The organism is Kitasatospora sp. McL0602 (genome assembly GCF_052076145.1).
Classification (GTDB): domain Bacteria; phylum Actinomycetota; class Actinomycetes; order Streptomycetales; family Streptomycetaceae; genus Kitasatospora.
Window position 1 is genome coordinate 826,605 of the sequence record NZ_CP197246.1, and the last position, 18,166, is coordinate 844,770.

Genomic DNA, 18,166 nt, shown 5'->3' on the forward strand with positions numbered 1-18,166 from the left:
GCCCAGGGGCTGGCCGGCAGCCTCGTTCACCTGAAGGCTCGTGGCAGCCGGCGGGCGATGTGCAGCGCCGCCCTTGCGCCGAAGCGGGCGGCTTCGGCGGCGACGGGGACGGGGTCGTCGGTGCAGAGCCAGGCGCGTTGGGCCGGGCGGCGGGGGCGGATGCGCTGCGGGGGGCGGCGGTCGCGCCAGGTGGTGGCGGCCACCGAGAGCAGGTCGAGCTGGCCGACGGCGTAGCTGCGGGGCAGTTGGGTGCCCTGCGGGACGGGCCGGCCGGTGCGGTCGAGGTGCAGGGCGCGGACGACGTCGATGCCGTCGGTCGTCTCGAACAGGCGGAACTGCGCGCCGGTGCGCGGGTTGAAGTCGACGAGCCGGTAGCCGCCGTCGCGCAGGTCGAGCCGCCAGTCGAGGTCGGCGGTGCCGCTGTAGCCGATTCGGCGGCAGAAGTCGGCCGCCAGTGAGGCGAGTTCGGGGTTGGAGACGGCTCGGGCCCGGGTGGTGACGCCGCCGCCGGGGGGCCAGGAGCGCAGCTTGATGCCGGTGAAGACGACCAGCGGCTTGCCCCCGGCGCCGCAGCACAGGTGGGTGAACCAGTCCTCGGACCGCTCGGACGGCAGGTACTCCTGGACGAGCACCGAGAGGCAGCCCTCGGGCGGGCGGAGGACGAGCAGCTCGGCCTCGTCGTGGACGACGGTGGTGTGGGTGACGACGGGCCGGCGCAGCCGGGTGAAGGCCTCCAGGTTCTTCAGCACCAGCGGGTAGCCGAACTCACGTGCCACCGCGAGCAGTTCGTCGCGGTCGGCACATGCCTGGGTGCGTGGCGTCAGCACGCCGTGCGTCCGGCAGAGGTCGTGCAGCTCGGCCTTGTTGGCGAGGCGGCGGGGCAGCGTCGCGGGGACGGGGGGCAGCAGCAGGTAGGGGGCGAGCTGTTCGGCGTGTTCGGCGAGCAGCACGGCGGCCTCGTCGTCGGTGGCGACGACGACGCTGGGGCGGCCGATCGCCCGTGCGGCGTCGGTGACGGCGGCGAGCAACTGCTCGGGCGGCTCGCAACCGGTGCTGGGGCGGACGAAGGCGCGGTCGAGGTAGCGGGAGAGGGCGGTCGGCGTGAACCTGTCCTCGACCATGGCGTGCACGGGCACGCCGAGGCGGCCGAAGGAGCGGACGGCGCCGAGGGCGCTGTACGACTGCGGGTAGTGGCCTATCTTCACCAGCAGGACGGGGACGTCCCGGTCGAGCTCGGGGGTCATCTTCTCTCACCTCCCGTTACCTGGTCAGTGCTGCCAGACGCCGACCCAGGCGACCTGGAGCTGGGCGGAGTCGACGGAGGCCGGCGGGTCCTCCTGGAAACCGACGGCGAGGTCGAGCACCAGCTCCATCGCGACGTGCGGCACGCAGGTCGGCTTGGTGACCTGGAAGCGCTGCACGCCGTCGACGTACCAGGTGACCGAGTCGGGCTCCCAGTCGATGGCGAAGACGTGGTACGTGGTCGCGAAGTCGGCTGCGGCGGTGGTCTGGCCGACGTGGGCGTCGCTGCCGTCGGCGGTGCGGTAGTGCAGGTTCATGTCGACCTGCTGGTTGGTGTTGATGAACTCGGCGACGTCGATCTCGGGCGGGGTGCTCCGGGCCTCGGCGGGGATCAGCCAGAAGGCGGGGAAGAATCCGGCGGCGGTGGCCGGGGCCTTGATGGCGGCCGCGAAGTAGCCGTAGGTGAAGGTGTGCCGGGGCGTGCCGTTCCAGGAGTCGCGGCCGGTGCTGATCATGCCGGAGACCCACGGGTAGCTGGTGCCGTCGCTGCCGGAGGTGGCGCGGCGTTCGGCGGTCAGGGTCAGCCCGCTCTGGGTGAAGCCGACCTGGCCGGGCCGGTACCACTCGTCCTCGTGGTTGCCCTGGTTGGTGCAGCCGTTGTCGTTCCAGTCGAAGCAGCTCACCCAGTCGGCGCGGTCGAGGGTCGGGCCGGCGAAGTTGTCGTGGAAGGCCGAGTGCCAGGGGCCGGGGGCGGCGGGCTGGTCCAGCGGCACCGAGCTGCTGGTCGGCCCGGCCGTCGCCTGCGGGGGCCGGGTGGCGGTGGAGACGGCGGGGCCCCCGCCGCAGGCGGCGGTGAGCGTCAGCAGTGCGGCGCCCGCGCACTCGGCGGCCCGGCGGCGCGGGTCGGCGGGCCGCCGGGCCGCCTCTCCCTGCGGGGTGCGTCGGACGGTGCGGCGGGCGGTGCCGGGGCCGTACCGGCGCGGGAGGACGGCGAGCAGGGTGGTGAGGCAAGCCAGCACTGTCAGCGTGGCCCTGGCGCCGAGGACGCCGGCCAGCGCGAGGCCGACCGCCGTCAGGGTGGTAAGCGCGGCGCTCAGCACCAGGGCGGCGGCGGCCGCGCCGAGCGGTCCGGCGCCGCCGGGGAGCCCGGCCCGGGTCGGCCTGGCCAGCAGCAGGGCCGCCGCCCCGGGGCAGCTGAGCAGGAAGACGGCCGTGACGGCCGTCCGCAGGGCGGTCCCCGGGCCGAGCTGGGCGGCCGCCAGGGCGAGCCACCCGGAGGTGGCGAGCAGCGCCCGGTAGAGGGTCGGCGACGGGATCACGGCTGCCCACCTGCCCCGGCGGGCACCGGGCCCGGTGCGTAGAGGTAGACCACCGCGTCCTGGTTGGCGAAGACCTGCCGGAAGGCGCCGGAGCCTGACGCGACGGCCCGTACCCGGTCGACGGTGTCGGCCGGGAAGAGGCCGGTGAGGCGGCATTCGGCGATCTGCGCCCGGTTGAGCACCAGGTAGGAGGGGCCGGTCAGGGTGGGGTCGTCCAGTGTGGTGGCGAGGACGGCTGCGGGGTCGGTCAGCAGCAGCTGCCGCTCGGCCAGCGGCGTCTGGGCGAGCACCACCCACTGGTGCTGGTCGTAGTGCAGCTCGCCGCCGGGGAGGCCGGCCGTGACGGTGACGACCCGGGAGCCGGGCGGCACGTGGGCGACGTACTGGGCGGCCGCGACCTCGGCGGGGGTGAAGTAGTTCATCTCCTCCTTGCTGTAGTAGCCGACGAAGAAGGCGCCGAGCAGGGCCAGCATGGTGGCGACGGAGACCCACACCCGCAGGCGGTGCCCGTGGCCGGTCGGGATGATCAGGGTCGCGGTGAGGAAGGCGGCGGCGGGGAGCGCGAAGAGGTACGCCCGGAAGATCATCTCGCCGCCGTAGTTGTTGGCGAGCAGCAGCGGCAGCGGGCCGAGCAGGAGCAGCGGCAGCGCCGTCCGCCGCACCCAGCGGTGGCGGATGACGGCTGTCACGGCGAGCAGCAGCACCAGGACGATCAGGCCTCGCTCGACCCAGGAGGCGAGCACCTGGGCGCGGGCGGGGTCGGCCAGCCGGGAGAGGCCGGGCAGCGCGTTGTTGTCAGGCGAGGCGAGGGCGGCGACGAGCTTGGAGAGGTTCTCGGAGATGTAGGGGCGGGCGACGGTGGCGTCCCAGGCCAGGGTGAGCGCGACGGCGACGGCGAGCGCGGGGAGGACGACGCGCCGGTTGCGGCGGCGCAGCGCGAGTATGGCGAGGGTGCTGATCAGCATCAGCGGGGTCAGCGGGTGGGAGCAGACGATGGCGGCCGTCAGCACCACCAGCAGGACGAACGGCGCGGGCCGCCAGCCGCCCCGGGCGGGGGTGTCGGACCAGCTGAGGGCCTTCGCCCCGGTGGTGGACGGCGCGGCGGGCAGCCGGCGCAGCACCTGGGCGAGGACGGTGAGGCAGAGCAGGTAGGCGAAGGCCTGCGGGGAGAAGTAGTCCTGGCCGATCCAGGCGGTCGAGTAGTACAGCCAGACCGCCCCCCAGACCAGCCGCCGGTCGGTGGTGACGGTGCGGTAGATCAGCAGCAGCGGGGCGAGCAGCAGCAGGTTGGCCAGCACGGGGTACCAGGAGGCGTAGCCGAGTGCGGAGGAGAGCCCGGTGGCGCGCAGGAAGACCACGTTGAGCTGGAAGAAGCCGGGCCACTGGTTGTAGAGGTCGAGGTTGTGCGCGTCGGGGACGGCGCCGTTGTGGCGCAGCATGGCGTCGATGATCGCGATGTGCTTCCAGGCCCAGCCGTAGCGCAGGGTGGGGTAGAGCAGGCTGGGGGTCGCGTGGATGACGGCGATCAGGGCGACAACGTACGCGGCGGGCCAGCGCTGCGGGGTGGCGGCGTCGCGCAGGGCGGTGACGAAGCCGACGGTGAGCAGGGCGACGGCGAGCCAGTAGACCACGGGCAGGGCCTGGATCAGGCCGAGGTCGCCCATCCGGTCCAGCCGGGCGCCGCTGAGGGCGAGGGCCCAGAGGCCGAGGGCGATCGGCAGCAGGGCACGGGCGGTCCGGCTCGCCCGGGGGGCGGCTGGTCGGGAGCCGCGTACCGGGGCGGGGCGGGTCTGCTGCTCAACCATCGGGGTTGGCCTCCTTGGGCCAGCGGTTCAGCGCGTGGGTCGGGGTCGGGGTCGGGGTCGGGGTCGGGGTCGGGGTCGGGGTCGGGGTCGGGGTGTGTCCGTGTGGGGGGGCGTCAGCTCTGCGGTGGGCCGCCGACGGGGCTGCCGATGGCGGCCCGGAGTCGGCGGTAGCCGCGCCAGTAGCGGGTGTAGAGGCTCTCGGGGATCGGGGCGACCCGGGCGCCCTCGCCCGCCACCCAGTTCTGGAACACCTGCCGGGGGGTGTCGGGGCGGACCATCAGGCGGCAGATCCGCAGCGGGTCGTCGGCCTCGGAGCTGAACTTGTTCTCGACGGCGGCGGCGGAGTGCCACCCGGCGTCGCGGACCTGGCGGCGGACGGCCGGGCTGGAGTACCCGTGCGGGTAGGCGAAGGCGGACACCTCGTGGCCGAGGGCCTCCTCCAGCCGGTGCTTGCTGCCGACGATCTCGTCGGTGCAGCGCTCGCCCCGGACGACGTCGAGCTGTGCGTGGGTCTGCGAGTGGCCGCCGATCTCGACGCCGGTGGCGTCGAGGGTGGTGATCTGGCGCCAGTTCAGCATCGGCGCGGGTGGCAGCAGGCTGCCGCTCGGGCGGCCGCCGGGCGGGTGGACGGCGCCGACGGTGACGTACAGGGTGGCGGGCAGCCCGAGGTCGGCGAGGAACGGCGCGACCGTCCAGTAGAAGTCGGCGAAGCCGTCGTCGAAGGTCAGCACGGCCGCCCGAGGCGGCAGCGCCGGCCCGCCGTGGATGGCCGCGAGCAGCCTCCGCAGCGGCACCACCTCGCGCCCGCTGTCGGCGATCCTGGCGATCTGCTCCCGGAAGACGGCGGGTCGCACCGTGTACGGGGCGATCCACCCGGGCGGGTCGTCGGCGACGGAGTGGTAGAGGAACACCGGTACAGCGATCATGTCCGGCTCCTCGGACGTGCCGCGCGGGCCCTGGTCCACCAGGCCAGCGGCGCGGGGAGGCGCGCGGCGCGCGGGGTGACACTCGCGCACAGCTCGTCCTGCCCCGTCCTGGACACCGGGCGGACCCGGCCCACGCCGTACCCGAGCACCGTGGTGGCGACGCCGCCGAACAGCGCGGCGGCCTCGGTGGCCCGCCCTTGCCGGACGGCCCGGCCGACGGCGGACGGCACCGTGCGCCGCAGGTAGCGCCGCTCGCTGGAGAGCGCCGAGCGGGTGCCACTGTACCGCGCGACCTGGGCCTTGGAGCGCCCTTCCGCGTAGCACCGGGCGGCGAAGTAGGACCAGCTGGTACGGGCCTTCGGCACGTGCTGGCGGACCACGACGGTGGGGTCGTACCGCAGCACCGATCCCGGGTTGCGGCTGCTGAGGCGCAGGCACAGCTCGGTCTCCTCGCAGCCGAACGGGCTGGTGCCGACCCGGCCCAGATCGGCCCGGAAGCCGCCCGCCTCGACCACGGCGGCGCGTCGGAAGGACATGTTGGCGCCGATGAAGTTCCGCACGGCGGAGGTCTGTTCGGGCGAGCCCGGGTACGAGCAGCCGACCACCCAGTCGAACTCGGGCGGGAACCACCTGGGCCGGCCGGTCTCCCACCAGGAGTTGACGAGGCCGCCGACGCCGAGCACCGCCGGGTCGCGGTAGGGGGCGAGCAGGCGCTGCGTCCAGTCGGGGGCGGCGACGGCGTCGTCGTCGAGGAAGGCGACGATCTCGCCGTGCGAGCTCTCCACGCCGGTGTTGCGCGCGCCGGAGACGCCGGGGCGGCCGGCGCTGACGACGATCCGGGCGGTCGGGTCGTGCAGGGCGAGGCGCTCGACCAGGGCCGGGCAGTGGTCGACCACCAGGACGACTTCGTCGGGCGGCCGGAGCTGGGCCCGGACGGAGGCGAGGGCAGCGCAGACGTCGTCCCAGCGGTTCATGGTGTAGCTGCAGATGACGACGGAGAGGGTCGGGGTGGTCATCGCGGGCTCCGGTGGGGTGAGGGCAGCCAGCGCGGCAGCGTCAGCAGCAGGGGCAGCGCGACGGCGGTCGAGGTGAGCAGCCAGGCGAGGCCGACGCCGGCGAGCCCGGCGACGGGCAGCAGCACCAGGACGAGGGCGACGAGCAGGACGGAGAAGACGAGTTGCAGGCCGATCAGCCAGGGCAGCGCGCGGCGCGCGCGGGCGACGCCGAGGGCGACGCTGAACAGCACGTTCGGCAGGGCGGAGAGGGCCATCAGGCGCAGCGTGACGGTGCCGTGCTCGGCGTAGCCGGGCCCGAAGAGCCGCAGGATCCACGGCGCTCCGGCCACCACCAGGGCGACCGCGACGAGCAGCAGCACACCGCTGTGGCGGAGCATCCGGCGGGCGAGCGCGGTGAGTTGCTCCGGTGTCCGGGCGGCCTCGACGACGAGCGAGCTGCCCATGCTGAAGGCGGCGACGTAGAGGGTGTCGGCCATCACGAACGCCAGCGAGTAGTAGGCGTTCTGCTCGGCGCCCAGCCGGTCGAGCACCAGCAGCGGCAGGACGCTGGCGGCGGCTATCCCGGAGAGGTTGCCGAGGTAGTCGGCGGTGGCGTAGCGGGCGACGCGCTGGGGTGCGGGGGCACCTGCCCGGTCGGCCCGGTGGTGGGCGGGCACGGCGGAGCGGAAGAGCACCAGATTGGTGACGGCGACGGCGACGACGAGCGCGCCCGACCAGGAGACCAGGATGCCGTTGGTCAGCGCGACCACCGCGCAGAGGGCGAGCAGGGCGGCCTTCGCGACGGCGAAGATGCTGTTCTCGCCGAGCACCCAGCCCGGTCGGCGCAGGCCGGTGAGCGCGCCGTCCTGCAGCACGAAGATCGAGAATCCGGCGGCGGCGACGACGAAGGAGACGGCCATGACCGGGCCGCGCAGGAAGGTCAGTTCGGGAGCGACCCAGGGGACGATCAGCAGGAACACCCCGGCGGCCAGCGCGCTCGCGGCGGCGCTGACCAGGTAGCAGCGCAGCACCAGGCGGCGGGTGTGGCGCCCGGCGGCGGGCAGGAAGCGGACCAGCACGTTGTCGAGGTTGAACCGGCCGAACGCGGAGAGCAGCGCGACGGCGGAGAGCGCGGCGTAGCTGCGGCCGACGTCGTCGGCGCTGTACCACCGGGTGGCGAAGACCCAGAAGACCGAGCCGAGCCCGGCCGCGACCACCGAACTTGCCGCCAGCAGATGCCCGTTGCGCAGCAGCGGCTCACTGGCCAGCTGGACGCGGGCGGCCCGGCTCCGGGCCAGCAGCAGCGCCCGGTAACTGCACTCGCAGGGCAGCGGCAGCGGGCAGGAGCAGCTCCGGGTGGGGGTGGCGAGCCCGGCGGTCACGGCAACTCACCTCCCTGGGCGCGGCGTTCGAGGCGCCGTTCGAGGCTGCGTTCGAGGCGGTGCTGGAGTCGGCGGCTGGCCAGGTAGCTGGTCGGCCCGTGCAGCAGGCCGCGCAGGTGCAGCCGCGCCAGGGCCGGGTCGGCGCCGCCGTCCGGGCTCGGCCGCAGGGCCTGCCGGACGCCCCGGGGCAGCCGCAGCAGCAGGTCGGCGAGCAGCGGCGGCCGGTGCACGACGGCGGCGGTCAGGTACGCGCCGTAGCCGACGCCGAAGCCGTGGATCTGGGCGGCGAGGGCCTCGGTGGTGCGGCGGTGACGGTGCCAGAGCAGCGCGTCGGGGTGGTAGACGAGGGTGTGCCCGGCGGTGATGACCTGGAGGAACGCGAGGAAGTCCTCGCCGCCGTGAGTGGGTGTGCCGGTGCCGGTCGCCGGGTCGAATCCGCCTGTGGTGCGCAGCAGTTCGGTCCGGAAGGCCATGTTGGCGCCGGTGCCGTAGTGGCTGCCGGCGAAGGGGAAGAGCGGGTCGTCGGGGTGCTCGCGCAGCGACCAGCTGCGGGCGGTGAAGCCCCGGGCGAAGCCGCAGTACCGCTCGAAGGCGGCCTGCGCGTCGGTCTCCAGCTCGGCGGGCAGCACCAGCCCGGTGACGCAGCCGATCCGTTCGTCGGCCCGGAAGCACTCGGCCAGCGCACCGGCCCAGCCGGGGTCGACGAGGGCGTCGTCGTCGGTGAAGGCGCAGATCTCGCCCCGGGCCGCGGCGAGCCCGGTGTTTCGGGCCCGCGCGAGGCCGGGCAGCGGCTCGCGCAGGTACCGCACCCGGTCGGCGTACCGGGCCCGGACGAGCCGCTCGGTGGCGTCGGTGGCGGGCGCGTTGTCGACGAGCACGATCTCGTACGAGGGGTGGGTCAGCCGTAGCAGGGCGTCCAGGCAACGGGGCAGCAGCTCGGTGCGGTCGCGGGTGCAGAGGACGACGCTGACCAGCGGGCCGTCGGTGCACGGCGGGTGCCGCGGCCCCGGCTCCGGGTGCTCGCGGGCGGCGGCGGCCAGCTCGCCGAGCAGCCCCGCCCGGTCGCCGGGTGCGGCGGTGGCCCTGACCAGGCCGAGCGGGTGGCCGTGCCACCGGAGCAGCGCCAGCACCGGCCCGGCGGGGTGCACCGGCCGGCCTCCGCCGGGGGCGCGCAGCTCGCCGGGGTCGTCCAGCTCGTACTCGACGACCTGGGCCAGTGCGGCGGGCGCGGTGAGGGTGGTCATGACGACCCCCCTGCCCTGACCGCGGCTGCCCGGACTGCCGTGCGCTGGTGCCGGACACTGCGCAGGTAACCGACCGGCCCGTACATCAGCCCGCAGAACTCCAGCCGGCCGAGGCGGGCGAGCGAGACGTCCGGGGCGGCGGCGGAGTGCGCGCGGCGGGCCGCGTACCACTGGCGGACGCCGCGCGGCAGGCGGCGCACCAGCTCGGCGAGGACGGCGGGTTGGTGGGTGACGGCGGCGGTGAGGTAGGCGCCGAAGCCCGCGCCGAAGCCGAACACGTGCTGGGCGAGGTCCTCGGCGGTGCGCGGGCTGGGGTGCCAGACGATCGCCTCGGGCTGGTAGGCGATGGTGTGTCCGGCGCCCAGGACACGGAAGAAGGCGAGCAGCTCCTCGCCGCCGTGGGCGGGGGTGCCGGCGCCGGTCGCGGGGTCGAACCCGCCGACAGCGCGCAGCAGTTCGGTCCGGAAGGCCATGTTGGCGCCGGTGCCGAAGCGGCCGACGGAGAACCGCAGCAGCGGGTCGTCGGGGTACTCCTGCAGCGACCAGCTGCGGGCGGTGAAGCCCCGCGCGTAGCCGCTGTAGCGCTCCAGCACGGCCTGCGCCTCGGTCTCCAGCTCGGCGGGCAGCACCAGCCCGGTGACGCAGGCGATCCGGGTGTCGGTGGTGAAGGCGTCGGCGAGCGCCTCGACCCAGCCGGCGTCGACGATCACGTCGTCGTCGGCGAAGGCGCAGATCTCGCCGCCGGCGGCGGCCAGGCCGCAGTTCCGGGCGCGGGACGAGCCCGGAAGGGGCTCGCGCAGGTAGCGGACCCGGCCGGGGTAGCGCGCTCGGACGAGCGCCTCGGTGACGTCGTCGTCCGGCGCGTTGTCCACGACGATCACCTCGACGCGCGGGTAGCCCGTCCGCAGCAGGGAGTCGAGGCAGCGTCGTAGCATCCCCGCCCGGTTGCGGGTGCACACGACCACGCTAACGGTGGGGTTTTCCGCCGGCACCCGGGCGCGGCCGACCCGACTTCGGCGCGCCGCGGGTGTCGCGGTGGACAGGGCGGGAACGGGGAGTTCCCGGTAGGCGGCATCGACCAGCGCCCGGTGCAGTCCGGCGGTGTCGCCGGGGGCTCCGGTGGCCTTGACCAAGCCGAGCGGGTGTCCGTGCAGCCGCACCAACGCCAACACGCGTCCGTCCGGGTCGGCCGGGCCGAGGCCGCCGGGCGAGCGCAGCTCGCCCGGTGCGTCCAGGTCCAGTTCGGCCATCCGTACGGGGGTGCAGAGCGAGTCGCGGGCGGCGGGGCAGGGGCAGGCAGCTGCGGTGCGCCGGTCGGAGCCATTCATCATCGCTCCCCCACGGTGTGGGACGCCGCGGACCGGGCGCCGGGGCGCTCGGCGAGCAGGGTCCGCAGCACCCGGCGGCCGTCGGCGACGGCGTGCAGGTGCGAGCGCCCACTGCGGCGGGGAAGTTCGAGGCTGGGCACTTCGGCGATCCGAAGCCCCGAGCGCAGGGCGTGCGCGATCATCTCCGCCTCGATCTCGAAGCCGGAGGAGCGCAGGTCCAGGGTGTCGAGGAAGCTGCGCCGGAAGGCGCAGAAGCCGTAGCACAGGTCGGTGAGCCGGGTGCGGTAGAGCTGGTTGACCACCAGCAGCAGGGCCCGGTTGCCGAGCGAGCGCAGCAGGGTGAAGTCCAGTGAGCCGCCGCCGGCGATGCACCGCGAGCCCTTGACGAAGTCGTAGCCGTTGTCGAGGAAGTGCAGGTAGTGCGGGATCTCGCCCGGCCACATCGAGCCGTCGGCGTCCATCATCACGATGTACTCGCCGGTCGCGGCCTGGAAGCCGGTGCGCAGCGCGTTGCCCTTGCCGGGCCCGCTCTGCTGGACGCTGCGGACACTCGGCAGGCAGTGCTCGGCGATCGCCAGCGTGGCGTCACTGGACGAGCCGTCGACCAGGATCACCTCGCCGACGCAGCGCGGGATCTGCTCGAAGACCCAGGGGATGTTGCGGGCCTCGTTGCGGGCCGGGACGACCAGGCTGACGGTGTGACGGCTGGCGTAGCCGTCGGTCGCCCGCCGCATCGGCTGCCGGCCGTCCGCGCGGTCGCCCGCCCGGCGCATCGGCATTCCGTCACGCCCGGCATAGGGAAGGACATTGGGAGGCAAGGTGCTGCTCATCGCGGACAGTCTCTCGTGAGGCGGTGGTACGCCGAAGGACTCAGGCGTACGCCGACGGCGGGGCCTCGGGCCCCGGAGGGTGTGGAGCGCCGCTGCGACGCGGGTCACGGACCACAGCTCCCCAAGCTGTACCGCGTCGTCGGCCGTTCTCCGGCGCGAAGGGCGCCGATCGTGGTCCCGGGCGTGGCAGGCGCCGGGAGTGGTCCGGGCGCGGAAGGCGCCGATCGGACCGACCACTGGCCGTGTGCTGGTGCCAGGCCCTCATCATCGGCGCGGCCCGCACGGTGCGTCAAGGCGAATTGGCTCTATCTACGTCATTTGTCCGCTTTTCGACGTACCGCCGTCGCTACTGGCTGATGCGGCGGGCGATCTCCGCGGGCCGGACGGGGCGGCCGAAGTGCCAGCCCTGGGCCCAGTCGCAGCCCATCAGCCGCAGGCGCTCGGCGTCCGCTCCGCTCTCCACGCCCTCGGCGGTGACGGTGAGTCCGAGGGTGTGGGCGAGCGAGACCAGGCCGCTGACGATCCGCCAGCCGAGATGGATGTCCTTGCTCGGGTCGTGCAGGTCGCCGACGAACGAGCCGGCGATCTTCAGACCGGAGACCGGCAGGTCGCGCAGGTAGGCGAGGTTGGACCAGCCGGTGCCGAAGTCGTCGACGGCCAGCGAGACGCCCATGTCGACCAGGCCGTGCAGGGCCTTGAGCGTCTCGTCCTCGGGCCCCACCACGGTGCTCTCGGTGATCTCCAACTGGAGCTTGACCGGGTCGAGGCCGGTGGAGCGCAGGATGCGGTCCACGTCGGTGGTCAGGCCCGCGCTCCGCGCCTGACGGACCGCCAGGTTCACGTTGATCTGCGGAGCGGCGTCACCGAAGCGGCGGACCCAGTCCGCGGCCTGGCCGCAGGCCTGCTCCATCACCCAGCGGCCGAGCGGCATGATCAGCCCGGTCTCCTCGGCCGCGCCGATGAACTCCTCCGGCCCGAGCACGCCGAGCTGCGGGTGCCGCCAGCGCACCAGCGCCTCGACGGCCACCAGCCTGCCGTCCTGCAGCGAGCAGAGCGGCTGGTAGTCGATGAAGAACTCGCCCCGGTCGAGGGCGGTGGGCATCCGCACCGAGACCGCGTACCGGCTGACCGACCGCGCGTTCTCCTTCGGGTCGAAGAGCGTCCAGCGGCCCCGCCCCGCCTCCTTGGCACGGTAGAGCGTGAGGTCGGCCGCCCGGACGGCGGCGCCCGGGGTGGTGGTCGCCACCCGGCGCTCCAGCACGCCGACGCTGGCGCCGACGGCCAGCGTGTGGTCTCCGATCACCACCGGCTTGGCGAGCGCGCCGAGCACGGTCTTGGCGGCGGCCACCGCCTCCTGCTCACCCCGGCAGCTCTCCAGCAGCACCACGAACTCGTCGCCGCCGAGCCGCGCGACCATGTGCCCGAGCGGCGTCAGCGCGGCCTCCAGCCGACCGGCGACGGCGGCCAGCAACTGGTCACCGGTGTCGTGGCCGAGACTGTCGTTGACGACCTTGAAGCCGTCCAGGTCGACGTAGCAGAGCCCGAAGCGGGCACCCGCCTCCGGGTCCTCGAAGAGCTTCTCCAGCCGCTCGAAGAAGGCCGAGCGGTTCGGCAGCCCGGTCAGCGGGTCGTGCGTCGCCTGGTGGCGCAGCCGCTCCTGCAGCCGGTGGCGGTCGGTGATGTCCTCCAGCATCGCGACCTGGTACTGCGGCCGGCCGTCGTCGTCGCGGATCAGCGAGACGGTCAGGTGCGTCCAGACCACCTCGCCGTCCCGGCGGTAGTACGGCTTGTCGACCTGGAGGAAGTCGCGCTTGCCGGTGATCAGCTCCTCGTACGCCTCCCAGACGCCGGGGGTGTCCTCGGGGTGCATCAGCTCGTTGACGCGGTGCCCCTGGAGGTCCTCCGGACGGGCCCCGAAGATCTCCTGGAGCGCCCGGTTGACCGCCAGGATGTTGCCCTCGACGTCACCGATGCCGATGCCGATGGCCGCGCTCTCGAACAGCGCGCGGAAGCGGTTCTCCGAGGCGCGCAGGGCCTTCTCCACCTCCTGGCGGGCGGTGTCGGCCGCCAGCCGGATGGACTCCTGCTCCTGCAGCGTGCGCTCGCGCAGCGCGGCGGCCCAGCCCGCGGCGAACGCGCCGCACAGGGCCGGCCCGCGCCCGTCCGCGACGGGGTGCTCCTGCAGCAGCTCGACCGCGCGGGCCAGCACCGCCGGGTCGGTGAAGTGCGCCTCCACCAGCAGCGCGCCCGCCTCGGCGGCGAACACGGACCGGAACGGCTCCTCGGCCTGGGCCCGGTGCAGCAGGACCGCGGTGCGCAGGATCAGCTGCTGCAGGATGTCCGGGTGCATCGCGACCCCGTGCCCGCTCTCCAACAGCAGCGCCCACTCCTCGGCGAAGCGGCCGCTCGTACCGCTCCCTGGCCCGGCGCCGCCCTGGGCTGTCACGAGAGCATTCCGACGCCCGCCATGCCGGTCATCCGCTCGGGGTGCGGACCGACCGTCGCCGGGTTCTCCGGCCGCCACTCGGGCAGGTAGACCACGCCGGGGTCGACCAGGTCGAAGCCCTCGAAGAAGTCGATGATCTGCTCCCGGCTGCGCATCGTGAGCGGCGTCGGCGTGCGGCGGTAGAGCGCCTGGTGCGGGCCGGCCTGGTCCGGGCGGCCCTCCAGCGAGGCGTGCGAGAGCACCAGCGCACTGCCGGGCGGCAGGGCGTCGCGCAGCGCCGCGAGCAGCTTGGCCGGCTCCTCGGCGTCGGTGATGAAGTGCAGCACCGCGACGAGCATCAGCACGACGGGCTCGCCCGGCTGGAGCAGCCCGGCGACCTCGGGGCGGTGCAGCAGGTCACCGACGTCCCGCAGGTCGGCCTCGACCACCTGGCTGCGCTCGTCGTCCGTCAGCAGCAGGCGGCTGTGCGCGACGGCCACCGGGTCACGGTCCACGTACACCACCCGGGCCTGCGGGTGGCTGGCGCGGGCGACCTCGTGCACGGCGCCGAAGGTCGGTATGCCCGAGCCGATGTCCAGGAAGCGGGTCAGGCCGCGCTCGGCGAGGTACTGCACGGCCCGGCGCAGGAAGGCCCGGTTCGAGCGCATGATCGCGGGCAGCTCGGGCCAGAGTTCCATCGCCCGGCGCGCCATCTCGCGGTCCGCCTCGAAGTTGTGCGAACCGCCCAGGTAGTAGTCGTACACCCGGGCGGCGTTGGGCTTGTCCAGATCGGTTCCGGCGGGCACCCAGTTCGGTCGCCGCATCACGGCACCCCTTCCGGTTCCGAAGATGACAACAGGGCATAAAGATCTTCCTATCTTCGGAGGTCCCCCGCAACCGGAGGGCCCGCTTCGGAACACCCGGCCGCCCGTGCCGCCGATCGGGCGCGGACCGGCCGACCGGGCGCAGACTGGGGAGGCGATGGCCGGACACATCGAGGACTACGCCCTCGTCGGAGATCTGGAGACCGCCGCCCTGGTCGGCAGGGACGGCTCGGTCGACTGGCTCTGCCTGCCCCGCTTCGACTCCCCCAGCTGCTTCGCCGCACTGCTCGGCGACGACAGCCACGGCGGCTGGCGGATCGGGCCGGCCGGTGGCGGCGCCTGCACCACCCGCCGGTACCGGGGCGACACCCTCGTGCTGGAGTCCGACTGGCAGACGCCCTCCGGCGCCGTCCGGGTCACCGACTTCATGCCCAGACGCCGACAACTCCCCCAACTCCTGCGGATCATCGAGGGGTTGAGTGGCGAGAGCGTGATGCGCAGCACCCTGCGGCTGCGCTTCAACCACGGCCGGGTGGCTCCCTGGGTGCGCCGCACCGACCACCACCGGGTCGCCGTCGCGGGCCCGGACTCGGCCTGGCTGCGGGTGCCGCCAGGCGTCCACACCTTCGGCGAATCCGGCGCCACCACCTCGGAGTTCACCGTCCGGGCGGGCGAGCGGGTGCCGTTCGTGCTGACCTGGCAGCCCTCCCACCTGAGCACCGCACCGCGCACCGACCCCGAGCAGCTGCTCCGCAGCACCATCGACGACTGGGAGCACTGGGCCGCCGCCTGCCACTACCGGGGCGCGTGGCGGGCGCAGGTGCTGCGCTCGCTGATCACCCTGAAGGCCCTCACCTACCGCCCGACCGGCGGCATCGTCGCCGCCCCCACCACCTCGCTGCCCGAGCTGATCGGCGGCGAACGCAACTGGGACTACCGCTACTGCTGGCTGCGGGACTCCAGCATGACGCTCTCCGCCCTGCTCCGCGGCGGCTTCCGCGAGGAGGCCGCCGCCTGGCACAGCTGGCTGCTGCGGGCCATCGCGGGAGACCCGGGCGACGTCCAGGCGGTGTACGGCGTCGCGGGCGAACGTGGGCTGCCCGAGACGCACGCCCCCTGGCTGCCCGGCTACCAGGGCTCGACCCCCGTCCGGCTCGGCAACGCCGCCGTCCGGCAGCTCCAACTCGACGTCTACGGCGAGGTGGTGGACACCATCCAGCTGGCGACGGCGGCCGGGCTGCCGATGGAGCGCAAGGTCTGGCGGATGCTGCTCGCCCTGATGGACTTCCTGGAGACGCACTGGCGCCAGCCCGACGAGGGGCTCTGGGAGATCCGGGGCGAGCGCCGCCACTTCGTGCACTCCAAGGTGATGGCCTGGGTCGCCGCCGACCGGGCCGTCCGGCTGGCCGCCGCCACCGGCCTGCCCGCGCCCGTCGACCGCTGGCGGGCGATGCGCGCCGCCGTGCACGCGGACGTGCTGGCGCACGGGTACGACAGCGAGCGCGGCGTCTTCGTCCAGTACTACGGAGGGCGGGAGTTGGACGCGGCCACGCTCTTCGTGGTGAAGAGCGGCTTCCTGCCGCCGGACGACCCCCGGGTCGTGCGGACCGTCGACGCCGTCCGCGACGGGCTCGACCACGGCGGGTTCGTCCGGCGGTACTCCACCCGGCCCGGCGGCGACGGCCTGCGCGGGGCCGAAGGGGCCTTCCTGGCCTGCTCGTTCTGGCTCGCGGACGCCCTCGCGCTGACCGGGCGCACCGCACAGGCCCGCGAGCTGTTCGGGCGGGTGCTGGCGCTCGGCAACGACCTCGGGCTGCTGGCCGAGGAGTACGATCCGCAGGCTCAGCGCCAACTCGGCAACATGCCGCAGGCGTTCACCCACGTCGCCCTGGTCAACACGGCGTTCGCCCTCGACGGCACGGGCACCTGAGGGCGTCGGCCCCTGACGGTACGGGCGCCCCACGCTACCGGCCTCTGACAGTGCGGCGTGCAAGGCTTGACCCCCGCCCAAGAGCCCGGAGGCCGATCGCATGAGTGCCCGCCCGACGATCGACGACGAGCAGCGCCGGGCGCGGCTGGCGCTGCGCCACCTGCTCGCCCCCGCCCACCGGGCCGCCGGGCCCGAGGAGGCAGCCGAGGCGGTGCTCGTCCTGCACGCCAGCGACCCGGCGACGGTCTTCCTCTCCACCGCCGCCCGGCTCGCCGAGCCGGACCGGGCGGGCCTGGAGCGCGCCCTCCACCAGGACCGCAGTCTCGTCCGGATGCACGCCATGCGCCGCACCCTCTTCGTCGTACCGTCCGATCTGGCGGCGGTCGTGCACTCCTCGACCAGCCTCAAGGTCGCCGAGAAGGAGCGCCGCGGCCTGCTCTCCTTCGTCGCCGAGGCCGGCCACGACGCCGCCTGGCTGGCCGAGGTCGAGCAGCGCACCGTCGCCGCCCTGACCGCCGCCGGGGAGGCCACCAGTAACCAACTCGGGGCGCTCGTACCGGAGCTGCGCGAATCCGTGCTGGTCTCGCCGGGCAAGCCGTACGCGGCCTCGCAGACCGTCGGCCTGCACCTGCTGCGGGTGCTGGCGATGGACGGCTCGATCGTCCGGGGCCGCCCGATCGGCGGCTGGACGAGCGGGCAGTACTGGTGGGAGGCGCAGCCCGTGCCCGAGCTGCTGCCGGTGGCCGAGGCGCAGGCGGCCCTGGCGCGGCGTTGGCTGGAGTCCTACGGCCCCGCCACCGTGGAGGACCTGAAGTGGTGGACGGGGTGGGGGCTGCGGGAGGTCCGGGCCGCCCTCGACGCCTGCGGCGCCGTCCCGGTCACGCTGGCCGCCGGGGAGGGCCGGGCGCTGCCCGGGGATCTCGAGCCGGTCCCCGTGCCGGAGCCGTGGGCCGCCCTGCTGCCGGGCCTGGACCCGACTCCGATGGGCTGGCAGCAGCGCGACTGGTACCTGCCCGGCGAGCACCGCGCCGAACTCTTCGACCGCTCCGGCAACATCGGCCCGACCGTCTGGTGGAACGGCCGGGTGGTCGGCGGCTGGGCCCAACGCCCCGACGGCGAGGTGGTCTGGGAGCCCCTCGAACCGCTCGGCCGGGACGCCCGCGCCGCCGTCGCCGCCGAGGCCGCCCGCCTGCGCGACTGGCTCGGTGACACCCGTACCACCCCGCGCTTCCGCACACCGCTGGAGAAGCGCCTGGCCGCAGGCTGACGCCGGGTCAGCCCCGGTGCGGGAAGAGCCAGCGCTTGAGCAGGCGGTTGACGACCGGCAGGGCCAGGTACGTCATCAGGGTGCTCAGGACGCTGCCCAGGATGACCGAGCGCAGCACCACCGGCAGTTCGAGCAGGTGCGGGGTGAGGAACAGGTTGGCGCTGATGGTGAGCGGGCTGATGGCCAGTGCGGAGGCTATCGCGAGCTTCCACCGAGGCGGGGCAACCCGCCCGGCGGTGGCGGCAGTGCTGGCGAACCAGCCTTCCATGCCGCGCAGTTCGTGGCGGTCGACGAGCACGTGGTGGCCGTCGGCGGCGCCGAGCCAGGCGGCCCGCTCCGGGGAGTCCTGCCAGGTGCTGAAGGCCTCGGCGTCCTTGAAGTGCATCACCAGCTGCCAGGGGTCGGCCGGGCCCGCGGGCTTCAGCAGGCCGGTCCGCAGATTGCCGGGGTGTGCGGCGGCAGCAGCGAGGATGCGTCGCGCCCAGAGCTCGAACGACTCCTCGTATCCCTCGTCGACCTGGTGCGCCACCAGGAGGGTGACCGCGCCGCCGCCCTGCGCGGTCTCGGTGCTACCGGCCGTGTCAGCGGTGCCACTCGTACCCGTGTCGCTCATACCCGTCCCCAGTCCCGTGATCACTTCAGCGTAAGC

14 protein-coding genes are annotated in these 18,166 nt (G+C 74.2%); 2 read left to right on the forward strand and 12 right to left on the reverse strand.

Annotated features, from left to right (window positions below):
* Positions 1-26 precede the first annotated feature (26 nt).
* The 11 genes from ACR68M_RS03945 to ACR68M_RS03995 form a co-directional block, all read right to left on the reverse strand.
* Entirely contained in the window at positions 27-1,244 is a 1,218-nt protein-coding gene (locus ACR68M_RS03945; protein WP_441248980.1) for a carboxylate--amine ligase, read from the reverse strand.
* Between the two features lie 24 nt (positions 1,245-1,268).
* Positions 1,269-2,561: a glycoside hydrolase family 16 protein gene (locus ACR68M_RS03950; protein ID WP_441248981.1), complete on the reverse strand. Its 1,293-nt coding sequence runs from the start codon at positions 2,559-2,561 to the stop codon at positions 1,269-1,271.
* Positions 2,558-4,366: a glycosyltransferase gene (locus tag ACR68M_RS03955; protein ID WP_441248982.1), complete on the reverse strand. Its 1,809-nt coding sequence runs from the start codon at positions 4,364-4,366 to the stop codon at positions 2,558-2,560. Before ACR68M_RS03955 ends, ACR68M_RS03950 begins: the two co-directional genes overlap by 4 nt.
* A gap of 113 nt (positions 4,367-4,479) precedes the next feature.
* Positions 4,480-5,292 (reverse strand): polysaccharide deacetylase family protein, encoded by an 813-nt coding sequence (locus ACR68M_RS03960; protein ID WP_441248983.1) that lies wholly within the window; start codon positions 5,290-5,292, stop codon positions 4,480-4,482.
* Positions 5,289-6,308, reverse strand: coding sequence for a glycosyltransferase family 2 protein (locus ACR68M_RS03965; RefSeq protein WP_441248984.1), 1,020 nt, complete (start codon positions 6,306-6,308; stop codon positions 5,289-5,291). Before ACR68M_RS03965 ends, ACR68M_RS03960 begins: the two co-directional genes overlap by 4 nt.
* Positions 6,305-7,669: a lipopolysaccharide biosynthesis protein gene (locus ACR68M_RS03970; protein WP_441248985.1), complete on the reverse strand. Its 1,365-nt coding sequence runs from the start codon at positions 7,667-7,669 to the stop codon at positions 6,305-6,307. Before ACR68M_RS03970 ends, ACR68M_RS03965 begins: the two co-directional genes overlap by 4 nt.
* Complete coding sequence (locus tag ACR68M_RS03975) at positions 7,666-8,913, reverse strand: glycosyltransferase family 2 protein (RefSeq protein ID WP_441248986.1); 1,248 nt, start codon at positions 8,911-8,913, stop codon at positions 7,666-7,668. The genes ACR68M_RS03970 and ACR68M_RS03975 overlap by 4 nt, the downstream gene beginning before the upstream one ends.
* Positions 8,910-10,241, reverse strand: a complete 1,332-nt coding sequence (locus tag ACR68M_RS03980; protein WP_441248987.1) for a glycosyltransferase family 2 protein — start codon at positions 10,239-10,241, stop codon at positions 8,910-8,912. The genes ACR68M_RS03975 and ACR68M_RS03980 overlap by 4 nt, the downstream gene beginning before the upstream one ends.
* Positions 10,241-11,071: a glycosyltransferase family 2 protein gene (locus ACR68M_RS03985; RefSeq protein WP_441248988.1), complete on the reverse strand. Its 831-nt coding sequence runs from the start codon at positions 11,069-11,071 to the stop codon at positions 10,241-10,243. The genes ACR68M_RS03980 and ACR68M_RS03985 overlap by 1 nt, the downstream gene beginning before the upstream one ends.
* Before the next feature lie 346 nt (positions 11,072-11,417).
* Entirely contained in the window at positions 11,418-13,517 is a 2,100-nt protein-coding gene (locus ACR68M_RS03990) for a putative bifunctional diguanylate cyclase/phosphodiesterase (protein ID WP_441248989.1), read from the reverse strand.
* Positions 13,514-14,320: an SAM-dependent methyltransferase gene (locus ACR68M_RS03995; protein WP_441248990.1), complete on the reverse strand. Its 807-nt coding sequence runs from the start codon at positions 14,318-14,320 to the stop codon at positions 13,514-13,516. The genes ACR68M_RS03990 and ACR68M_RS03995 overlap by 4 nt, the downstream gene beginning before the upstream one ends.
* 157 nt (positions 14,321-14,477) lie before the next feature.
* On the opposite strand from ACR68M_RS03995, the gene ACR68M_RS04000 reads away from it, so the two are divergent.
* Both ACR68M_RS04000 and ACR68M_RS04005 read left to right on the forward strand, forming a co-directional pair.
* Positions 14,478-16,250, forward strand: coding sequence for a glycoside hydrolase family 15 protein (locus ACR68M_RS04000; RefSeq protein ID WP_441248991.1), 1,773 nt, complete (start codon positions 14,478-14,480; stop codon positions 16,248-16,250).
* A 100-nt stretch (positions 16,251-16,350) separates the two neighbouring features.
* A complete protein-coding gene (locus ACR68M_RS04005) occupies positions 16,351-17,517 on the forward strand; it encodes a winged helix DNA-binding domain-containing protein (protein ID WP_441248992.1) in 1,167 nt (388 codons plus the stop codon).
* Between the two features lie 7 nt (positions 17,518-17,524).
* Here the strand turns inward: ACR68M_RS04005 and ACR68M_RS04010 are convergent, their stop codons facing one another.
* Entirely contained in the window at positions 17,525-18,130 is a 606-nt protein-coding gene (locus ACR68M_RS04010; protein WP_441248993.1) for an antibiotic biosynthesis monooxygenase, read from the reverse strand.
* Between the last annotated feature and the right edge of the window lie 36 nt (positions 18,131-18,166).

Excerpts from the sequence above, each read along its gene's own strand:
- ACR68M_RS03945 (WP_441248980.1), bottom strand. The coding sequence starts at position 1,244 with ATGACCCCCGAGCTCGACCGGGACGTCCCCGTCCTGCTGGTGAAGATA.
- ACR68M_RS03955 (WP_441248982.1), bottom strand. The coding sequence starts at position 4,366 with ATGGTTGAGCAGCAGACCCGCCCCGCCCCGGTACGCGGCTCCCGACCA.
- ACR68M_RS03960 (WP_441248983.1), bottom strand. The coding sequence starts at position 5,292 with ATGATCGCTGTACCGGTGTTCCTCTACCACTCCGTCGCCGACGACCCG.
- ACR68M_RS03965 (WP_441248984.1), bottom strand. The coding sequence starts at position 6,308 with ATGACCACCCCGACCCTCTCCGTCGTCATCTGCAGCTACACCATGAAC.
- ACR68M_RS03975 (WP_441248986.1), bottom strand. The coding sequence starts at position 8,913 with ATGACCACCCTCACCGCGCCCGCCGCACTGGCCCAGGTCGTCGAGTAC.
- ACR68M_RS03980 (WP_441248987.1), bottom strand. The coding sequence starts at position 10,241 with ATGAATGGCTCCGACCGGCGCACCGCAGCTGCCTGCCCCTGCCCCGCC.
- ACR68M_RS03985 (WP_441248988.1), bottom strand. The coding sequence starts at position 11,071 with ATGAGCAGCACCTTGCCTCCCAATGTCCTTCCCTATGCCGGGCGTGAC.
- ACR68M_RS03995 (WP_441248990.1), bottom strand. The coding sequence starts at position 14,320 with ATGCGGCGACCGAACTGGGTGCCCGCCGGAACCGATCTGGACAAGCCC.
- ACR68M_RS04000 (WP_441248991.1), top strand. The coding sequence starts at position 14,478 with ATGGCCGGACACATCGAGGACTACGCCCTCGTCGGAGATCTGGAGACC.
- ACR68M_RS04005 (WP_441248992.1), top strand. The coding sequence starts at position 16,351 with ATGAGTGCCCGCCCGACGATCGACGACGAGCAGCGCCGGGCGCGGCTG.
- ACR68M_RS04010 (WP_441248993.1), bottom strand. The coding sequence starts at position 18,130 with ATGAGCGACACGGGTACGAGTGGCACCGCTGACACGGCCGGTAGCACC.